At 52.6% G+C, this 18,207-nt stretch carries 16 protein-coding genes; all 16 read left to right on the forward strand.

What is annotated here, in order from left to right; all coding sequences use genetic code 11:
• Nucleotides 1-351: 351 nt before the first annotated feature.
• Entirely contained in the window at nt 352-1,077 is a 726-nt protein-coding gene (locus EDC14_RS21740) for an amino acid ABC transporter ATP-binding protein (RefSeq protein WP_132016426.1), read from the forward strand.
• Between the two features lie 195 nt (nt 1,078-1,272).
• Nucleotides 1,273-2,064, forward strand: coding sequence for a transporter substrate-binding domain-containing protein (locus tag EDC14_RS21745; RefSeq protein ID WP_132016427.1), 792 nt, complete (start codon nt 1,273-1,275; stop codon nt 2,062-2,064).
• A 1-nt stretch (nt 2,065) separates the two neighbouring features.
• Entirely contained in the window at nt 2,066-2,737 is a 672-nt protein-coding gene (locus EDC14_RS21750) for an amino acid ABC transporter permease (protein WP_132016428.1), read from the forward strand.
• Nucleotides 2,734-3,384: an amino acid ABC transporter permease gene (locus tag EDC14_RS21755; RefSeq protein ID WP_132016429.1), complete on the forward strand. Its 651-nt coding sequence runs from the start codon at nt 2,734-2,736 to the stop codon at nt 3,382-3,384. The genes EDC14_RS21750 and EDC14_RS21755 overlap by 4 nt, the downstream gene beginning before the upstream one ends.
• A 401-nt stretch (nt 3,385-3,785) precedes the next feature.
• Nucleotides 3,786-4,217 carry a hypothetical protein gene (locus EDC14_RS21760; RefSeq protein WP_132016430.1) on the forward strand — a complete coding sequence of 144 codons (432 nt, stop codon included), beginning with the start codon at nt 3,786-3,788 and terminating at the stop codon, nt 4,215-4,217.
• Between the two features lie 234 nt (nt 4,218-4,451).
• Nucleotides 4,452-4,892, forward strand: coding sequence for a hypothetical protein (locus EDC14_RS21765; RefSeq protein ID WP_132016431.1), 441 nt, complete (start codon nt 4,452-4,454; stop codon nt 4,890-4,892).
• Between the two features lie 283 nt (nt 4,893-5,175).
• Nucleotides 5,176-5,976: a TrmB family transcriptional regulator gene (locus tag EDC14_RS21770; RefSeq protein WP_132016432.1), complete on the forward strand. Its 801-nt coding sequence runs from the start codon at nt 5,176-5,178 to the stop codon at nt 5,974-5,976.
• Between the two features lie 12 nt (nt 5,977-5,988).
• Entirely contained in the window at nt 5,989-6,279 is a 291-nt protein-coding gene (locus tag EDC14_RS21775) for a TIGR04076 family protein (protein WP_243663070.1), read from the forward strand.
• 14 nt (nt 6,280-6,293) lie between these two features.
• Entirely contained in the window at nt 6,294-7,178 is an 885-nt protein-coding gene (locus EDC14_RS21780; RefSeq protein WP_165908218.1) for a DMT family transporter, read from the forward strand.
• A gap of 254 nt (nt 7,179-7,432) precedes the next feature.
• Nucleotides 7,433-8,026 (forward strand): TetR/AcrR family transcriptional regulator, encoded by a 594-nt coding sequence (locus EDC14_RS21785; RefSeq protein ID WP_132016434.1) that lies wholly within the window; start codon nt 7,433-7,435, stop codon nt 8,024-8,026.
• A gap of 332 nt (nt 8,027-8,358) precedes the next feature.
• Nucleotides 8,359-9,336 carry an efflux RND transporter periplasmic adaptor subunit gene (locus EDC14_RS21790; protein WP_243663071.1) on the forward strand — a complete coding sequence of 326 codons (978 nt, stop codon included), beginning with the start codon at nt 8,359-8,361 and terminating at the stop codon, nt 9,334-9,336.
• On the forward strand, nt 9,333-12,413 hold the full coding sequence (locus tag EDC14_RS21795) for an efflux RND transporter permease subunit (RefSeq protein WP_132016436.1): 3,081 nt from the start codon (nt 9,333-9,335) through the stop codon (nt 12,411-12,413). The genes EDC14_RS21790 and EDC14_RS21795 overlap by 4 nt, the downstream gene beginning before the upstream one ends.
• A gap of 92 nt (nt 12,414-12,505) precedes the next feature.
• The gene (locus tag EDC14_RS21800) at nt 12,506-13,798 is read left to right on the forward strand and encodes a TolC family protein (RefSeq protein WP_207930771.1); all 1,293 of its coding nucleotides are present in this window, start codon (nt 12,506-12,508) and stop codon (nt 13,796-13,798) included.
• Between the two features lie 43 nt (nt 13,799-13,841).
• Nucleotides 13,842-16,010 carry a patatin-like phospholipase family protein gene (locus EDC14_RS21805; RefSeq protein ID WP_132016438.1) on the forward strand — a complete coding sequence of 723 codons (2,169 nt, stop codon included), beginning with the start codon at nt 13,842-13,844 and terminating at the stop codon, nt 16,008-16,010.
• A 68-nt stretch (nt 16,011-16,078) separates the two neighbouring features.
• Complete coding sequence (locus tag EDC14_RS21810) at nt 16,079-16,321, forward strand: AbrB/MazE/SpoVT family DNA-binding domain-containing protein (RefSeq protein ID WP_132016468.1); 243 nt, start codon at nt 16,079-16,081, stop codon at nt 16,319-16,321.
• Nucleotides 16,322-17,849: 1,528 nt separating this feature from the next.
• Nucleotides 17,850-18,176: a hypothetical protein gene (locus EDC14_RS21815; protein WP_132016439.1), complete on the forward strand. Its 327-nt coding sequence runs from the start codon at nt 17,850-17,852 to the stop codon at nt 18,174-18,176.
• The last annotated feature ends 31 nt before the right edge of the window (nt 18,177-18,207 follow it).

Raw genomic sequence — 18,207 nt, forward strand, 5'->3', positions numbered from 1 at the left:
AAAGTAAAACCCGACTTAGAAGTTTCTAAATCGGGTTTTTGTGTTTAGCATTTTGTGGGCGTGCACTGAAAATTTAAACCTTTTTCAGCGGCCTCCCTTATCGTCCCGGTTTTTTGTTTTGAAGATTCAAGACGAAATCTGACATCCATGGGAATTGTCTAAGTGTATTTTGTATTCACGGGGCTTTTTTCGAAAAATTAACCTTAACTAGAAGGAAAAACAAAAGTTTTGACGTAACTTATATGTTATATCTGATGTGAAAAGGATTTTTTTATCCGGCATTTCAGAGTGTTCCAATCAAGTTATTTACATAGATCTCTCGTTTAGACGGGATGAAAGGTGACGCGGAAGATGATTCGATTAGAAGGGGTACATAAACATTTTGGCCATCTTCATGTCTTGAAAGATATCAACCTTCAGGTAGCTTCCGGAGAAAAAGTGGTCGTAATCGGTCCCAGCGGCTCGGGCAAGAGTACCTTGATCCGCTGTATCAACCTTTTGGAAAAACCGAGCCATGGCCGGGTGGTGGTGGATGGCGTGGAGATCACCGCGCATAAAGCCCAGGTCCAAAAGGTCCGGCAATCGGTGGGGATGGTCTTCCAACAATTCAATCTCTACCCCCACAAGACGGTGTTGGAGAACCTGACGTTGGCCCCGGTTCTGATTCAGAAGGTTCCTCAGAAAGAGGCGGAGGAGACCGGCATGGCCTATTTGGAACGGGTCGGAATGAAGGAAAAAGCCAACGCCTATCCTTCCCAGCTTTCGGGAGGACAGCAGCAGCGGGTGGCGATCGCCCGGGCGCTCAATATGCACCCCAAGATCATGCTCTTCGATGAACCGACTTCGGCCTTGGATCCGGAGATGATCCAGGAAGTGCTGGACGTCATGACCGGCTTGGCCCATGAGGGAATCACCATGGTGGTGGTGACCCATGAGATGGGTTTCGCCCGGAATGTGGCGGACCGGGTCATCTTCATGGATGAAGGGGTGGTTTTGGAGGAAGGTTCTCCGGAGCATTTCTTCAACAATCCCACCCAGGAGCGGACCAAACAGTTCCTCAGCAGGATACTGCGTTAAGCCGGTCTTACTTCAATGAAGCTGTTAAGGGTTTTCCAATACAGAGAATTGCATAATTACCTTAACGAACCCTGTGGCCACAATATATAGTGCAAAACCCGGACATATCTATCAATATATTGTGGACTAAAGAATATTTTATAAATTATGCAATTCTCTCAATAAACAAGACTAAAGTTATAAGGAGGAACCGGTATGAAAAAATGGATGGTTATTTTGGGTTGTCTGGTGCTGTACGCTACACTCCTGTTGGTACCCTGCGGAGCGGCCTCTCAGGACACTCCGGATATCAAGGCGATTAAGGACCGGGGCGTGCTGAAAGTCGGAGTCAAGGTGGACGTGCCCAAGTTTGGCTACAAGGATCCGAAAAGCGGCAAGATCGACGGCTTTGAGGTGGATATCGCCAAGGCGCTTGCCAAAAAGATCTTGGGCAAAGCCAATAGGCTCGAGTTGCAGGGCGTAACCGCCAAAACCCGGGGCCCGTTGCTCGACAACGGCGAGGTGGATCTGGTTATCGCCACCTTTACCATCACCGAAGAGCGCAAGAAAAGCTATAACTTCTCTCAACCCTATTTCGTTGACGGTGTCGGCCTGATGGTCAAAAAATCGGCCAAGATCAAGAGCCTGAAAGATCTGAACGGCAAGAAGATCGGCGTCGCCCAGAGCGCCACCAGCCGCAAGGCCGTTCAGGAAGAAGCCGATAAGCTCGGTGTCAAAATCGAATTTTTGGAATTCGCGACCTATCCCGAGATCAAAGCGGCACTCGACTCCGGCCGGGTGGACTGCTTCTCGGTGGATACCTCGATCCTCGGGGGCTATATGGACCGGACCACCCTGCTGTTGCCGGAGCGTTTCAGCCCGCAGGATTACGGCGTAGCTTCCAAATTGGGCAATGACGGTTTGGCGGCTCTGGTCAATGAAACCATCGCCGCTATGCAGAAATCCGGTCAACTCGATAAATTGATCAAGAAATGGAAGCTCAAATAAGATGGTAGGTCCATTCGCCTGGTTCAAGTGGGAAGCTTTATTCAAAGAATGGCATGTCTTTGCCGAAGGTCTCGGCACGACCGCCCTAGTGGCCATCCTGGCCCTAGGGCTGGCCCTTGCATTAGGTATTGTTTTTGGCGCGTTCAGTACTTCCCACTGGAAGAGCATGCGAATCATTGCCCGGTGGTATGTGGAACTGATTCAAAACACGCCTTTGGTTATCCAGGTATTTATCCTGTATAACGCTCTGCCTCATCTGGGGATCAATTTGCCGACCATGGCCGTGGGCGTGCTGGGAGTCGGCGGTTACCATGGAGCCTATATCGCGGAAGTGATCCGGGCCGGGATCCAAGCGATTCCCAAGGGACAGAAGGAGGCCGCCTATTCCCAGGGTTTCTCCTATTGGGAGGCGATGCGGTACGTCATTCTGCCTCAGGCCAAAAAGGTGGTCTTTCCGCCGTTGACTAATCAAGCGGTCTATTTGATCAAAAACACTTCGGTCATGGCGATGATCGCCGGCGGCGATCTGATGTACCGGGCCGATTCCTGGTCGAGCAACAACCTGTATTACGGGCCGGCGTATGTAATTACCGGACTGTTGTACCTCTGTCTCTGCTTGCCCCTGGCCCGCTATGCGCGGCATCTTGAGCAAAAAGCGGAGGTGGCGGCATGATGCAGGGACTTTTAACACCTCAGAACCTGCTCTTTTTGGCGCAGGGACTCTGGGTCACGCTGGAGATCGCCATCACCACCATTTTCTTCAGTTCCATCTTTGGGACGGTTTTGGGGGTGGCCCGCTACTCCAAGCACAAGATTCTCGGCAAGGCCGCCGGGCTCTACATTGAAGTGATCCGCAATATTCCCAACCTGCTGTTTATTCTGGCGATCCGGTTTATGACGCCGCTCAAGCCAGTCCATTCGGGCATTGTGGCGATGACGATCTTCACGACGGTCGCGATAGCCGAGATCGTCCGGGGCGGCCTCAACTCCATCGCCGGCGGGCAATGGGAGGCCGCACGTTCCCAGGGATTCGGGTATTTTCAGACTTTGGTCCATATTATCTTGCCGCAGGCGTTCCGGAATATTATCCCGCCGCTGGTCTCCCAGTTCATTACGGTTATTAAGGACACTTCTTTCGTCTGGGCGGTGGCCACGGAGGAGCTGACGGGCAAGGGAATGATCCTGATGGGGCAGTATGGCCAGACGGTGCAGGTTTTTACGATCTTCGGCATCATTGCCATCACCTATTTCGCATTGAATTATACGCTCTCCATCCTCGCCCGCAAGCAGCAAAAGCGAATGATTCACCAGGGACGCTGAGCGGGAACGAAGAAAGGCGTGAAACGATAACCTACGCGGTATTTAAAAGCGTTGTGATAAACCCTGTCCGAAGGTCAGGGTGAACACAAAAGCTCAGGGAAGCAAGGGATAAAGTCGTTTAAAAATTTTTTGGAAGGCGAATTGATTGGAAAAAGACTTTATCACATGGCTTTCAAAAGAGGGGCTCTTCCCGGTGTCGGAGGAGCCCTTTTCGTTTTTAGGACAGCGCTTGGGCGGGCCCGGGCCCTGAAGCCCACCGCGAAGCGAAGAGACGTTTTTGGGAATCGGGCGAATCTCTCATGTTATCAAAACAGAATTTCTTCAAACACTATCATTTTATCTTACGTTTCAATCTACTATGCGCCGAGGCATACATAAGATAAAACGGGAGGTGATGATCGATGATTTTGAGTTTCAGTTCCACCGTTCTCGCCGTCAATGCGACGGTTTTGAGCATCGTCAACCTGGCGCAATCGGTGGCGGCGCTGTTGGGAAATCTTGCGGCTTTTAATAGCACGTATGCTTCGACGCTGATCGCGACGATCGAGTTGATCAAGGCCGATGTGGCGGCTTTGCCGTTGACAACCGCGCAACAGAACGAGATCATCATTGTGCTGAATGAAGCAGAAAATATCATTAATACCGCCAATGCCGCCGGCGCGATCACCATCGAACAGATCAATTCCATCCTCAACCTGTTACAATTGGCAATTCAAAAGATCAATGTCTTTATCGCCCCGTTCTTCTTCGGCCCTTTGCAAAAGGGTTGTTTTAGAGGACCGAAGCAGACCTTCAGTTGTAACAGTTGCCGAAGCACCAGCTGCTGCTGTTAGTGATGATTTCATCAGCCTCCGTCCATCCGGCGGAGGCTGATTGCTGAGGGAAAAGCGACGGCGCCGCCCGTGAATCCTACGACACGGTCCGGCTGCCACGCCAGAGCGGGGAGACCCGGATATGCAATTCTCGGATAGTATGAAAACAGAATTTCTTCTTACACAATCACTTTATCTTACGTTTCAATCTCCTATGCGTCGAAGCGCTCATACGATAAATGGGAGGTGAGGTTCATGAGTAGTTGTTGTTCTTCAACGGTTTTTACGAGTGCCGGCTCGGCTGTGCTCGCCGTGAATAGGACGATCCAGGCCATTGTCAACCTCTCGCAATCTGTGGCGGCGCTGCTGGGAAATCCCGCCGCCTATAATAGCACCTATGCGGCAGCCATCACCAACACCATTGAATTCATTAAGTTGGACGTGGCGGGATTGACCAGCTTGACGACAGTGCAGCGGAACGAGGTCATCAATGTCCTGAATCAGGCTGAAGCCATTAATAACAGCGCCAGTGCAGCGGGCGTGATTACAGTCCAGCAGATCAATTCCATCCTCGCCCTTTTGGAATTGGCAGTTCTCAAGCTACGGGCCTTCAGCTTTTTGACCGCGATCTTTCCGTTTTTGCAGAGAGACTGTTGCGGTACATCCAATCTGCGCAGCCGCTGCGGTTGCTGTTAGGAGATGATACGTACCGGCGCTCCGGGCGTCGGAACCGCTTGGGACGGGTGTTTTTGGATCTTCGATGAAAGCTTTTGTGACAGTAACGGCATGACTTGTAACCCATGTAACCCCGGTTCGGACAATACGATGGTTGCATTTAGCCTCCGAGTTTCGCTCGGAGGTTTTTTTAGGTGTCCAAAGTTTTCGAAAAAAACTTGCTCTACCCGGGTACGGTGAATATTGCACGGACGGGGCGGATGCGGTAGGATAAATAAAACCGAACCGCGCGAGGGAGAAAATCATGAACGAAGTGTTGCTGAAACTGGAGAAACTGGGTCTTTCCCCGTACGAGGCCAAGGCTTACATTGCCCTGACGCAGCGGCATCCGGCCAACGGCTATGAGATCAGCAAACTGGCCCGGATCCCGCCCTCCAAGATCTATGAGACCCTCAGCAAGTTGAAGCATAAAGGCATGGTCATCGTCGATGAGCAGATCGAACCGGTGCAGTATTATCCCATTCCTCACGAAAAGTTGCTGCACCAGCTGCGCCAGGATTATGTGGCGACCATCGACGAGCTCGGAGCCGAGCTGCGGCAGATTCAGCCGTTGCCCCAGATCGATCTGGCCTGGAATCTCATGGGTTATCCGGCGGTCCTCGACAAGCTTCACCAGTTGATCGAGAATGCCGCCGAGTTACTGATGGTTTCGCTATGGCCCGCGGAGTACCGGCTGCTGGAAGCGGCGCTGGACACCGCCGAGGCGCGCGGCGTCCGGGTCATCGCCGGCATCTTTGGCGAGTGCGGCCCGGCCCGCCCCAACCGGATCAATCTCGAAAACTGCGGCGCGACCTCTTCCAAACGGCTGGGTTCCCACCTGACGGTGGTGGTGGCGGACTCCGCCGAAGTGGTCATTGCCGAGATCGCGGACCCCGGGGATAGCATGGGCATCTGGACGGCCACGCCCGGGGTGGTGCTGGTGGCCAAGGAGTATATCAAGCACGATCTCTGGGGCAGGGTCCTCATCAATGCGCTCGGCGAGTCCGCCTTCCAAAAGCTCTGCGGGGATGACGCCTTGCTGGCGTTTTTAATCGAAAACCGATAAGGAGGAGATATTGTGGTTAATCTGGTGATTACTGCCAAGGAAGTGAAGGGGCATTGCTCGGCCGGGATCCGCGCAGGGGACCGGGTGGTGTTGCGGGGCGCCAATATCGCGTTGGATGAATCCGACAAGGTTTGCGGTTTTGCCTTTGCCAGTCTCTATCCGGTGATCATGGCCGCCCGGCTGGGCCATGACCTCAAAGACCTGGGCCTGAGCGAGCGGTTGGTCCAATGCATCGATCCCGGACCGCCCCATAGCGCCGGCGGCACGGTGCTATTCGAGATCAAGGCCTTGACCGAGACATGAGCGGGCCGCCGATTTTGCGGAAAACGGGAAAACCGCATGATTACCTGATTCATCTGGAACTGCTATGGGTGGTGGCGCTCTGGGCCGGGACGTTTGTCGCCACCAAGATGGTGCTGGCCCAGATCCCGCCGGCCGCTTCGGCGCTGCTGCGCTATGTGATCGCCGCCGCCATCCTCGTCGGCTTCAACCTGCGAAACCGGGAAAGGGTGGCGCGCGAGGATTATCCGGTCTTCCTGGGATTGGGTCTGACCGGGGTCACTCTCTACTATCTGTTGCAGCATTATGGGATCGGCTTGACCACGGCCTCCGATGCGGCGGTCCTGATCAGCCTGTCGCCCGTTTTTATCGGCATCATCTCCTGGCTCTGGCTGGGAGAAAAACTCAAAGCCAGCGGCGGAACCGGCTTGGTCCTGGCCCTCGCCGGAGCGATCCTGGTGATCGGCAATGGCAAGGCGCTGGGGAGCCAGCCTCCGGCGCGGCTCTGGGGGAATTGCCTGATCCTTCTGACCGCGGTCTCCTGGGCGGTGTACAGCGTCTGGGGCAAACGGATGCTCGTCAAGTACCAACCGCTGACCCTCATCACCGCTACGACAATCATCGGCGCTGTCTTGCTGGTGCCTTTCGCTCTGCCGGAACTGTCCTCGCTGCGGCCGGCCCAGTGGACTTGGCTGACGTGGCTGAATCTGCTGTATCTGGGCGGCGCGGCTTCGGTATACGGGTATCTGGCCTGGTACCGGGGTTTGGAGCGTTTGCCCGCGGTGACGGTGGGAAGCTACCTGTACTTCCGGCCGTTGCTGACCGGATGGATCGCCGCCGTCGTCCTTCATGAGCGGATCGGCCTGTCGGTGGTCGCCGGGGCCGTCCTCATCATTCTCGGAACCTATCTGACCACCAAGTGAGAGAATACGCCCTGCCAAGGACCGAAAACGCCCTTCCCGAAACGGTGGGCGTTTTCTCTTTGGGCGTCCAGCAAGGGAGAAACCCCAAAGTGAGAGCATCCTCGGGACGGGGAGCGGCCACTCGCCGGGAGGCGTGGGCAATTGCAAAAAAAATTGTTCAGAAAAAACATTGACAAGCATTGGCAAAAGGATATATATATATAATATATGGTACTAGCAAAACCAAATCAGTACCGGAGAAACGAGAGGTTTTAATGCTCGAACGGATTAAGGCGGCCGCAATTGAGGAGATGATTGAGCGCGGCCTCAAATTTACCATGAGTGATCTGGCCGCGCGATTGGCGGTCAGCAAACGGACTTTGTATGAATTTTTTCCTTCCAAGGAAGTGTTGGTGGAGACGATTATCGATGATGAACTGAATGGTGCGATTCAGGAACACATCAATATCATTAATGCCACGAATCTGAGTTTTTATCAAAAGTTTAAATTAATGCAGACCTTCATTCCGAAAATATTAGGAAGATTCAACGCTACCAGTGAGCGGCGGCTGGTCGAGGATATCCGGCGCTATATGCCGGAAACCTGGGCGAAGACCAAACGGGCTCAAGAGGAGCAGTGGAAACTTTTTCAAGAATTTTTGCAAGAAGGCATCAATGACGGCTATATCCGTCCCGTCAATTTGGCCGTCGTCCAAAAGATGATCAGCGGAGCGCTCGAAGAAATGTTGAACGAGCGGTTTTTGGCGGAAAACGATATGACCATTAGTGAGGTTTACGCGCAATTAAACGAGATTATCATGGTGGGCATGGTGAATCCGAACAAAATCATCCAAACCGCTCAATTATAATCAAACCGGAAAGAAAGGGGTTTTTATTGCTGGTACCAAGAAAACCATCACAGTACCGTTTGATCTTATAGCATAATAAAGGAGGCTAATTATGACATAATTTATGGAATTTTATAGAAATATATAAATCTTTATTTGTTTTTGTAAAACCATCAATACTATTACAGTACCAATGGATTATCGGGCATTTGGAAAGCGAGCGATGAGCGATGAAAAACAAAAGAATAATATATTCCGCGTTGGTGCTGGGAGTTCTCTTGCTCTGCGTCGTTGCGGGATGGGCTGTCAAAGGAAATTTTCAATCCCAACCAACTCCTCAAGAGATTCCCCTGGTGCGTACCGCTACCGTTAAACTGACCGGAGCGGGAGAAGAACTTAGCTATTCGGGAAAGGTGAGAGGGCGTTATGAAAGCCAGCTGGCTTTCCAGGTTAACGGGAAGATCATCAAACGTGACGTGGAACTGGGCAGTACGGTAAAAACCGGCCAGATCCTGATGCAGTTGGACCCCATCGATATTCAGCAGGGAGTGAACAGCGCCAAAGCGCAACTGGCCTCGGCCGAATCCCAGTTTCAACTCGCCAAGGACAATCTGGACCGTTTTCAGAAGCTGTATACGGATCGCCTGCTCAGCAAGGCGGAATTCGACAACTATCGCAATGCCTATGAAATGGCCACCGCCGGGCTAAATCAGGCGCGCGCGCAATATACGGATGCTTCCAATAAATATAACTATTGTTTCTTATCCGCGAACGCGTCCGGCGTGATCGCGGCCGTGAATGCCGAAGTCGGTCAGGTCATCGGGGCCGGCCAGCCGGTGGTTACGCTGATACGGGACGGCGAAAAGGAGCTCGAGATTCAGGTGCCGGAAAACCGACTGGAGGAAATACGCGACGCCAAGCGGCTGGAGGTCACCTTTTGGGCGCTCTCCAATGTAAAGATAACCGGGAAGATTCGGGAAGTGGCGCCGATGGCCGACCCAGCCTCGGGTACCTACCGGATGCGGATCAGTTTGATGAATCCTCCGGCTGAACTGAAGCTGGGAATGACCGCCACCGTGAGAATGGCCGATGATGAGCAAACAAAGATGCTTTATATTCCATTGTCCGCAATCATTCAAACCGGAGATTCTCCGGGTGTATGGGTAGTAAACGAAGGTTTGATTCGCTTACGCCAGGTTACCCTCGGTTCATTTGGCGATGACCGGGTCCAGGTGACCGAGGGGCTCAATGCCGGAGAACGCGTGGTCATCGCGGGAGTCCATAAGCTGCAAGCAGGCCAAAAAGTCCGGTTGGGGGATGACGCCCAATGAATCGATTCAACTTGACGGAATGGACGCTCGACCATAAACCGCTCGTTTCCTTTTTTATCATTTTGATATTTGCGATGGGAGTATTTTCTTACCAAGGAATGGGACGAATGGAGGATCCCGATTTTACCATCCGGCAAATGATCGTCGCGGTGGCCTGGCCGGGAGCCAGCGCCCGCCAGATCGAAGAACAGGTTACCGATAAAATTGAGCAGAAACTGCAGGACACGCCGGGACTCGATTATTTGAAAAGTTATTCCAGGCCGGGCCAGTCGGTTATCTATGTGGTCCTAAAAGATACGGTGGTTGAAAAGGATGTTCGGCCGACCTGGCTTGAAGTGCGCAATATGGTCAATGACATCAAGGCCAATCTGCCGGCGGGGACGGCCGGCCCGTTTTTTAATGACCGTTTTGATGATGTCTTCGGTTCGATCTATGCGATCACCTCCGACGGCTATACTTACGAAGAAATGCGGGAACAGGCGGAAAGGATCCGCCGGATGCTACTAGGAGTCAAGGATGTCAAAAAAGTGCAGCTCCTCGGCGTACAACCGGAGAAGATCTATATCGAGATGGAGAGCAGCAAACTGGCGCAACTGGGCATTGATCCCAACTATATCATGGGAATGATTCAAACCCAGAATGCCATGACGCCCTCGGGCATGATTGAAACCAGATCGGACAATGTATATTTGCGGATCTCCGGGATGTTTGAAGATATTGCGGATATTCGTAATCTGCCCATCCGCGCCGCCGGCGGCACGTTCCGCCTGAGTGAAATCGCCACTGTCAACCGGAGCTATGCCGATCCGCCGGAGCCGGAGATGTTTTATAACGGCAGACCGGTCATTGGCATCGCCTTATCCATGGCCAAGGGCGGCAACATTCTCACCATGGGCCGGAATTTGAGCCAGACCGTCGTTGGGATTAAGAAAGATTTGCCGGCTGGCATGGAATTGCTTCAGGTTGCCGATCAACCCAAGGTAGTGAAAGAATCGATTAATGAGTTTGTGGAAACGCTGCTCTTGGCGGTAGTCATTGTACTATTGGTCTGCTTCCTTAGCTTGGGGCTGCGGACCGGGATCGTGGTTGCCCTGGGTATTCCGTTAGTCATTGCCGGAGTGTTCTTTGCGATGAAGACGGCGGGAATCGATCTTCACAAGATATCCCTGGGAGCCTTGATCATCGCCCTGGGTTTGCTGGTGGATGATGCGATCATCGTGGTGGAATCGATGATAGTTAAACTGGAACAAGGCTGGGACCGCACAAAAGCGGCTTGCTTCGCATATACCTCAACCGCTTATCCCCGTCTGACCGGCGCTTTGATCACTTGCGCCGGATTTATCCCGATCGGTTTCTCGCTGGGCTCGGCGTCCGAATTTATCGGTTCCATTTTTACGGTGGTGACAATGGCGCTGGTGATATCCTGGGTTGTGGCGGGAACGGCGACTCCCCTATTGGGCTACCGGCTTATCAACATTAAGCCGGCGGCAGCCGGGAAGAACCACGATCTTTACGACACCCCGTTCTACCGTTCATTCAAACGGATGCTGAGCTGGTGCCTGAATCACCGCAAGTTCGTTCTGGGGCTGACGGTTGCCGGCTTCATCGGTTCGGTTTTCATCATGTCGCTGCTCAAACAGGAGTTTTTTCCGGCCTCAACCCGTCCGGAGCTGATTGTCGATTTGAAACTGCCGGAAGGAGCGTCGCTGAAAGCGACTGAGGCGGTGGCGAAACGATTCGCTAAATCCCTCCATGGGGATCCCAATGTGATCAATTACACCGCTTACGTGGGTCAAGGAGCGCCCCGCTTCCTATTAACCGCCGATCCGGTGCTCCCCAGCTCCGATGTTGCGCAATTTGTGATCATGACGAAGGGGACTGAGGCCCGCAATACGCTGAGCGAGAGGCTCAACCGGGTCCTCAAGGAGCAATTTCCCGAGGTGCGCGGACACTTGCGAGTGTTACAGCTGGGGCCGCCCGACCCTTATCCGGTTACATTGCGGGTAACGGGCTACGCTCATGATAAAGTCCGGGAGATCGTCGCCCGGGCCTGCGCGATCATGAGCGCCAATCCGAAACTCCGCGATATCAATCTGGACTGGAATGAAAAGAGCAAGACAATGCGTTTGGAAATCGACCAGGATAAAGCGCGGCTGCTGGGGGTGAATAGCCAGGGATTGGCAATCACGTTGCAATCGCAATTATCCGGGATACCGGTGACGGAATTTCGTGAGAACGACAAGACGGTGAGCATCGTTTTCCGGATGGATATCCGGGATCGCAACAACCTATCGCAGGTAAAAGATCTGAATGTTCCGCTCGGCGATGGCCGGTTTGTACCGTTGGATCAAATCGCGAAGATCCGCTATGACGCGGAAGACGGCTTGATATGGCGGCGCAATTTAAAGCCGACCATTACGATTCAGGCCGATACGGTCCCGGGAGTTAGCGGAGTCGATGCGAGCAAGGAGGCGTATGCCGCGTTGCAAGAACTCCGTCGCAGTTTGCCGCCAGGCTACAGTATTGAGGTCGGCGGCATGGTGGAAAGAATGAATCAAGCCATCGACTACCTGATGCAGCCGGTGCCGCTCATGATTGTGGCGATCACCCTATTGCTGATGGTTCAGTTGCAAAGCATTCCGAAAATGATCTTAACCTTATTGACCGCGCCGCTGGGATTGATTGGAGCCAGTTTGGCCCTGCTGCTCACCGGCCGGCCGGTAGGTTTCGTCGTTTACATGGGCATTTTGGCCTTGGCCGGAATCATTATCCGGAATACAGTGATTTTGATTGACCAGATCGAGCAACAACTCAGGCAGGGGGAGTCGGTTTGGAATGCGATCGTTACCGCCACGATATTGCGTTTCCGCCCCATTATGCTGACTGCCGTGGCGGCGATCCTGGGCATGATTCCGCTTGCGACCAGCGCCCTTTGGGGACCGATGGCGATAGCCATTGCGGGCGGCTTATTGATGGCCACCGTTCTGACCTTGCTGGTTTTCCCGACGATGTACGCGGCATGGTACCGGGTGAAGCCGGGGCGAGAGGCCGGGTATTCCCAAACGTTAAAGCTATGAGCCATTTGCGGGGATTTTGGATGCTTCCCGGAATGGACCCGTGATTTTTATAGACGACTAGAATACGAAATGATTTGAGCGAGGTGTACATGGTGAAAAAGAAGCTGATTGCCTGGGCCGTATTGCTGATCACGGCGCTGGGGGCGGGCGGCATGGCGGTGGCGGCCGGGACGGCATTGAATCTGGAGAAAAGTATCGAGCTGGCCTTGAAGAATAACCGGGCTGTCAAAATCGCCGAGACGGAACAGGAGGCGGCTGCGGGCCGTTTGCGGGAATTGCGCGCGGAGAAGCTGCCGGTCATCAATCTGACCCATTCGGGCAGCCGGCTGAAGCCGAACCCTTCGGAACCGGCCTTTCAGTTATTGGGAGTCGATCCCCCCGTCACGGACTATTTTGAGAATAAGCTCACCGCCTCGTTGCCTTTATATACCGGCGGGCAACTGGAGGGGTACATTCAGCAGGCGGAGTTGGGAGTGAAGAACGCCGGTCTGAATGTCACCCGGATCAAGCAGCAGGTCAAACTGGATGCCACGGTCGCCTATTACAATCTGCTGCAAGCGAAAAGCCTCGTGAAATTGAGCGAAGAGACCGTGGAACGTCTGGCGGCGCATTTAAAAAATGTCCAGGCGCGCTTCAACGCGGAACTGATTACCAAAAACGACGTATTACGCTCGGAGGTGGAATTGGCCGATGCCGAGCAAAGCTTGATCAAAGCCCGGAATGGCTATGATCTGGCCCTGGCCAATCTGAATTATGTGATGGGCATACCGCTGGGAACGGAGATTGCGGTTGAGGAAAATTTATCCCATGGCCAGTGGAATCAGACATTGAACGCCAGTATCGAACAGGCGCTGCAAAAACGGCCCGAAGTGGCGCAGTACGATATCAACTACGAGGTTGCCAAGCGCGGGGTGGCGGTGGCTCAGGGCGGCTACTTGCCAACGGTGTCGTTGGTTGGAGCGGTGGACCGGAACGACGCCGATTTTCCGGGGAACGACAATGGCAACTGGTCGGTCAGCCTGGTCGCCAGCTGGGATCTTTATAACAGCGGCCGGACCAAGTCGCGGATCGATCAGGCCAAAGCCTCGCAGGATAAAGCGCGCCAGGCCTCACTCCAGGCCAGGGAGGCCATCGGCCTGGAAGTCCGGCAGGCTTATTTGAATGTGAATGAAGCGGAGCAACGGATCCATGCCAGCGAACTGGCACTCGACAAGGCCAATGAAGACTATCAATTGGTCCGGGCGCGTTACCGGGCCGGACTGGGAACAAATCTGGACGTCATCGACACCCAGCTGGCGTTGACCCTGGCGAAGACCAATCATATCAACGCTTTATACGATTACAACATTAGCCTGGCCAAATTGCAAAAGGCGATGGGAATGTGAGTCTGAGGAAACTCACTGACTATAGCGATGGAGCGCAGATACGATGAACAATCAATGGATTTATCGATTATTATTTTTTTTGATACTGTTTTTTTGCAGCGGTTCCGCCGTCCTGGCGGCGGAACCGGCGCGGCCGCGAATCGGTCTGGCGCTGGGCGGAGGAAGCGCCATCGGCTTTGCGCATATCGGGGTTTTACAATGGCTGGAAGAAAATCGTATTCCCGTCGATTATGTGGCGGGGACCAGCATGGGGGGCCTTATGGGCGGATGTTACGCCATGGGAATGAGTCCCGCCGAAATCGAACGGTTCGTGAAAAGTCTCAATTGGGACCGGCTGTTTGACTCCGCTCCGCCCTATCGCGCGCTGGATTTCCGGCGCAAAGAAGACAAGCTCGACTACCCCGGAGAGATAGAGATAGGGTTGAAGGATAAGCTTTATATCCCCAGCGGGCTCTCCATCTATCGGGTGAACCTGTTGCTCAGCCGGATTGCCTTACCTTATTCCGCCGTTCGCGATTTTGACGAATTGCCGATTCCCTATCGTTGCGTGGCGACGGATATCCAAAACTCTGAGAAGGTCGTTTTGGGGGATGGCTCGTTATCCGAGGCGATGCGGGCCACGATGTCACTACCGGGAGCGTTCGTTCCGGTAGAACGGGACGGCCGCCTATTGGTGGATGGCGGCTTGGTGGATAATGTGCCGGCTGATGTCGCCAAAGCAATGGGCGCGGATCTCGTGATTGCGGTAAATTGCAATCAAAGCAACGCCAATAAGGATTTGCGCAGGATCGATGAGATCCTGATGAGTTCAATCAACACGCTCACCAACGAAAATGTCAGACAAGCTTTGAAGCTGGCGGATTTCGTCATTCAGCTTCAGACCGGGAATCTATCCTCTTTTGATTGGAATGCGTGCGACGAGCTGATTGAGGCCGGATACCAATCGGCCGCCAGGCAAGGGGAAGAATTAAAAAAATTGGCGCTCGATCCGGCAACGTGGCAAGAATACCTGAAAAGACGCTCCGAACGGAAACGGCTGCAAGCGCCGGTTCCCAGAGCGCTCAAGATCCAGGGCACCGATGAAATCAATCAGGCTGAAATCGCGGCCCGACTCCGGCCTTTTATTGGCAAGCCCGTCGATGTAACGGCATTAGAAGTGGTTTTGGTCGATATCATGGGGTCGTCATTTTATGAGAGTTTACGGTATGAAATAGTGATTCAAGATCAGGTGCCGACACTGGTGATCACTGTACGGGAAATCGCTTATGGTCCGCCTTTTGTCCGATATATTTTGCAAATGAATTTTGTGGGTGATCGCGCCGATGTAAATCTTCGTTCCCGAATCACGGCGTATAACATGGCGGGGGAAGGAGCCGAACTCCGTACTGATTTATCGCTCGGGACCTCTCCCGGCCTGGGCGTCGAACTCTATAAGCCCTTCTCGACGAAGGGCTGGTTCCTGGTGCCCCGTTTGGAAGTGAAACGAAGCCGCGGCAGTTTGTTTCTTGATGGGAAACAGGAGAACCATTTTACGCTGGATGAAAGTGGCATCGGTTTGAGCCTTGGTTACAGTTTCAATAAGTTTTCCGAGGCCAGATTGGGTTATCAGGCCGGTTACCAGCGCACCGATACCATCGTGGGGACGCCGTTGCGGGAGAAAGACGGCCGGGTCCGCAAAACGGAGTTGCGATGGAGCTACCGGAATGCCAATCAGGGAGTATTGGAGGGAGGGGTCCTATGCGACGTAAAGGCCGATTGGTATTCGGACGCTCCGAATGCTTCGGAGCCCTTCAGCACTGCCGAGACTTCTGTAAAATGGGTTATCCCGCTGAACGAACGAAAGGCGGTATTCACCATCGTGTCGGCCGGCGCCGCGACCAGCGGCAATCCGCCTCTAATGCAACAGTTTACCTTGGGCGGGCCGCTGCGATTGGGCGCCTATGATAGCGATGAATTCCGCGGCGACAATTATGTATTGGGAACGGTCGGCATCATCAAGGATATTGGGAAACCTTTGGGCCTGAAGAAGATGTATTTGGCTACGTTTCTTGAAAATGGCGGTGTTTTCGATGATTGGTCCGATATCCATTGTAAGACGGACTTCTCGCTTGGACTGGTAAGTCCCACGATCTTCGGGACATTTTACCTGGGGACCAGTTTTGGCGAGGGGAATCAGTCCAGGATTAATTTCTTGTTAGGACGCATGTTTTAATTTGTCGCAATTCCCGGAGTTCCAAAAGTGATGCGATATATTGGGAGGAAAGGGGAGCGGTCATTGTGATGAGGCCAATCGGGATTGTCCGGAGAGTTGACTGTCTTGGCAGGGTTGTGATCCCCAGTGAACTGCGGCGGACCATGAATATCGAGGATTCCGATTTCCTCGAAATCTATACCGACCGGGACATGATTGTCATCAAAAAATATGAACCGGTCTGCGTCTTTTGCGGCAGTCCCGACGGCGTAAAGAGCATTTATGAGAAAAACATTTGCGAGTCTTGCCGCGGGGAGCTGAAAGCGTTGTGATAAACCCCGCCCAATACAAAAGCTCAGAAAAGACAGTGATAAGTGTTTGGAGGAGAGCAGGAAATGCTTGCCGAGAAGGTCAAGGAGCCCATCAAGGTTCTGGCTGTATTCGATAAGGGGAGCGTCCGGCCGGTGTCCTTTGAATGGCGGAATCAAAAGTTTAGCGACTTCAAAATCGGATCTTCCTGGGTCGGCTCGGAAGGGAGCTCCCGGGTGCTTTTTTTCGCGATTCTGTTCGATGGGGATGCCTATGAAATATGTTTTCGGGTTCGCAGGATGACCTGGCATCTGACGCGCATTATCAGTTTATAGAAGGGGACTGCAAATTCTTTGACCGGGGAACCCGGTTTTTTTATGGAGAGAATTCATCATTGATAACTCATTTTTTGCAACTGAGATAGCGCACTCCCATCGGGATCATCGGAAAAAAGGGTAAAACAAAAACTCACCCTCGCCCTCTCTTTTTGCGAAAGAGAGGGTAACCCCGATCCTTCGATGCCAAAATGATCAGATATCAGCCGCAAGCGGGACGGATGAGTTCATTCCGTCCACGAGTTATTTTCTTGCTGTGTGGGCCGCGGGTCAACTTTGGTTTGGTGCGATAGATGGTCGACCCCGGATGGGACGTAGGAAGCCGGGGGTGGGAGTCGTTTTGTGGATACGTGATCGCTTTGAGTCGTTCAACAAGCTCATTTTGGGGAAAAAGAGCTCTTTCAGTCGTTCAACAAGCTCATTTTGTGAATAAAAGAGCTCTTTCTGTGAATGAATGAGCTCTTTCAGTCGTTGAACGAGCTCTTTTTGTGGATAAGTGAGCTCATTTTGTGAATGAACGAGCTCTTTTTCGGAAGAATGAGCTCATTCAGTCGTCGAACAAGCTCTTTTTGTGAATAAAAGAGTTCTGTTTGTGAATAAGTCATCTGTTCCTGTGGATAAATGGAATCGTTGAATGTGGTTAATGAATTTTGGCTGTGGATAAGTCAGGGAAGTGCAGCTATATGCAACGATATTAAGCCTTAAGGGTATATGATTTGCGAAAATAACGAACGCTTCATCGTTTTTTCGCAAATCATTTGATTCAAATCATGTTATTGAGAGAATTTCAAATCTCTTCAAAAAAGCTTCGCAACACAATATATTGATTGATATATCCGGGCTGCTCACTATATATTGTATTGTGAAGGGAATGTTATAGTAATTTGAAATTCTCTGTATTGCATCTAAAATCGGGTGAAAGGGGGCGCAAATTTTCACGCCGGAGCGTGCACGGTCTTAATCGACGGCTGGCTGGTCACAAAAAAATTACCGTTGCATACCGGCGTTCTCTATTTGAGTTCATCTTTGTCGACTTATAATAAAAGTAGAAGAAGTTACCTAAAAGGAAACTTCAAAAATAGAATATGTAAAAAATATTCGGGACCGAGCTTGGTCACTTGACTAAGTTTATTCTTCATGTCCTTCGGTTTCCCTTTTGCGGAGTGAAACAAAAGGGAAATATTGTAGCTCTTTTCGTCGAAAGGAGTCTCAATTCATGCCCCAACCCCCGGATCTCCAACCCATGGCTCAATACCTGGACTGCCTGGTCAGGGAACGGGTGGCCGAGTTCAGCGGCAAAGTCCTGCCGAACGACCCGCAGCTCCAAAAGAACCGCGCCGCGATGGATAAGTTCCTGAAGCTCCTCGAAGATTTGCTGCCCCAGCCCGACAGCGCGGTGATCCTCGACGCCATCAACGAAACCGCGGCTGTCATGGCGACCCGCTGCCAGGAGCTGGCCTACCGCCGGGGCCTGGAAGACGGCGCCGAACTGGCCGGAATCCTGGCCCGAAACGGCCGCGAGGAGAGTGGAAGTGGGGATTAAAGGTTCATCAGCCCCGAATTTTTGCCAAAGC

The sequence above is a fragment of the Hydrogenispora ethanolica genome (genome assembly GCF_004340685.1).
Lineage (GTDB): Bacteria > Bacillota > UBA4882 > UBA8346 > UBA8346 > Hydrogenispora > Hydrogenispora ethanolica.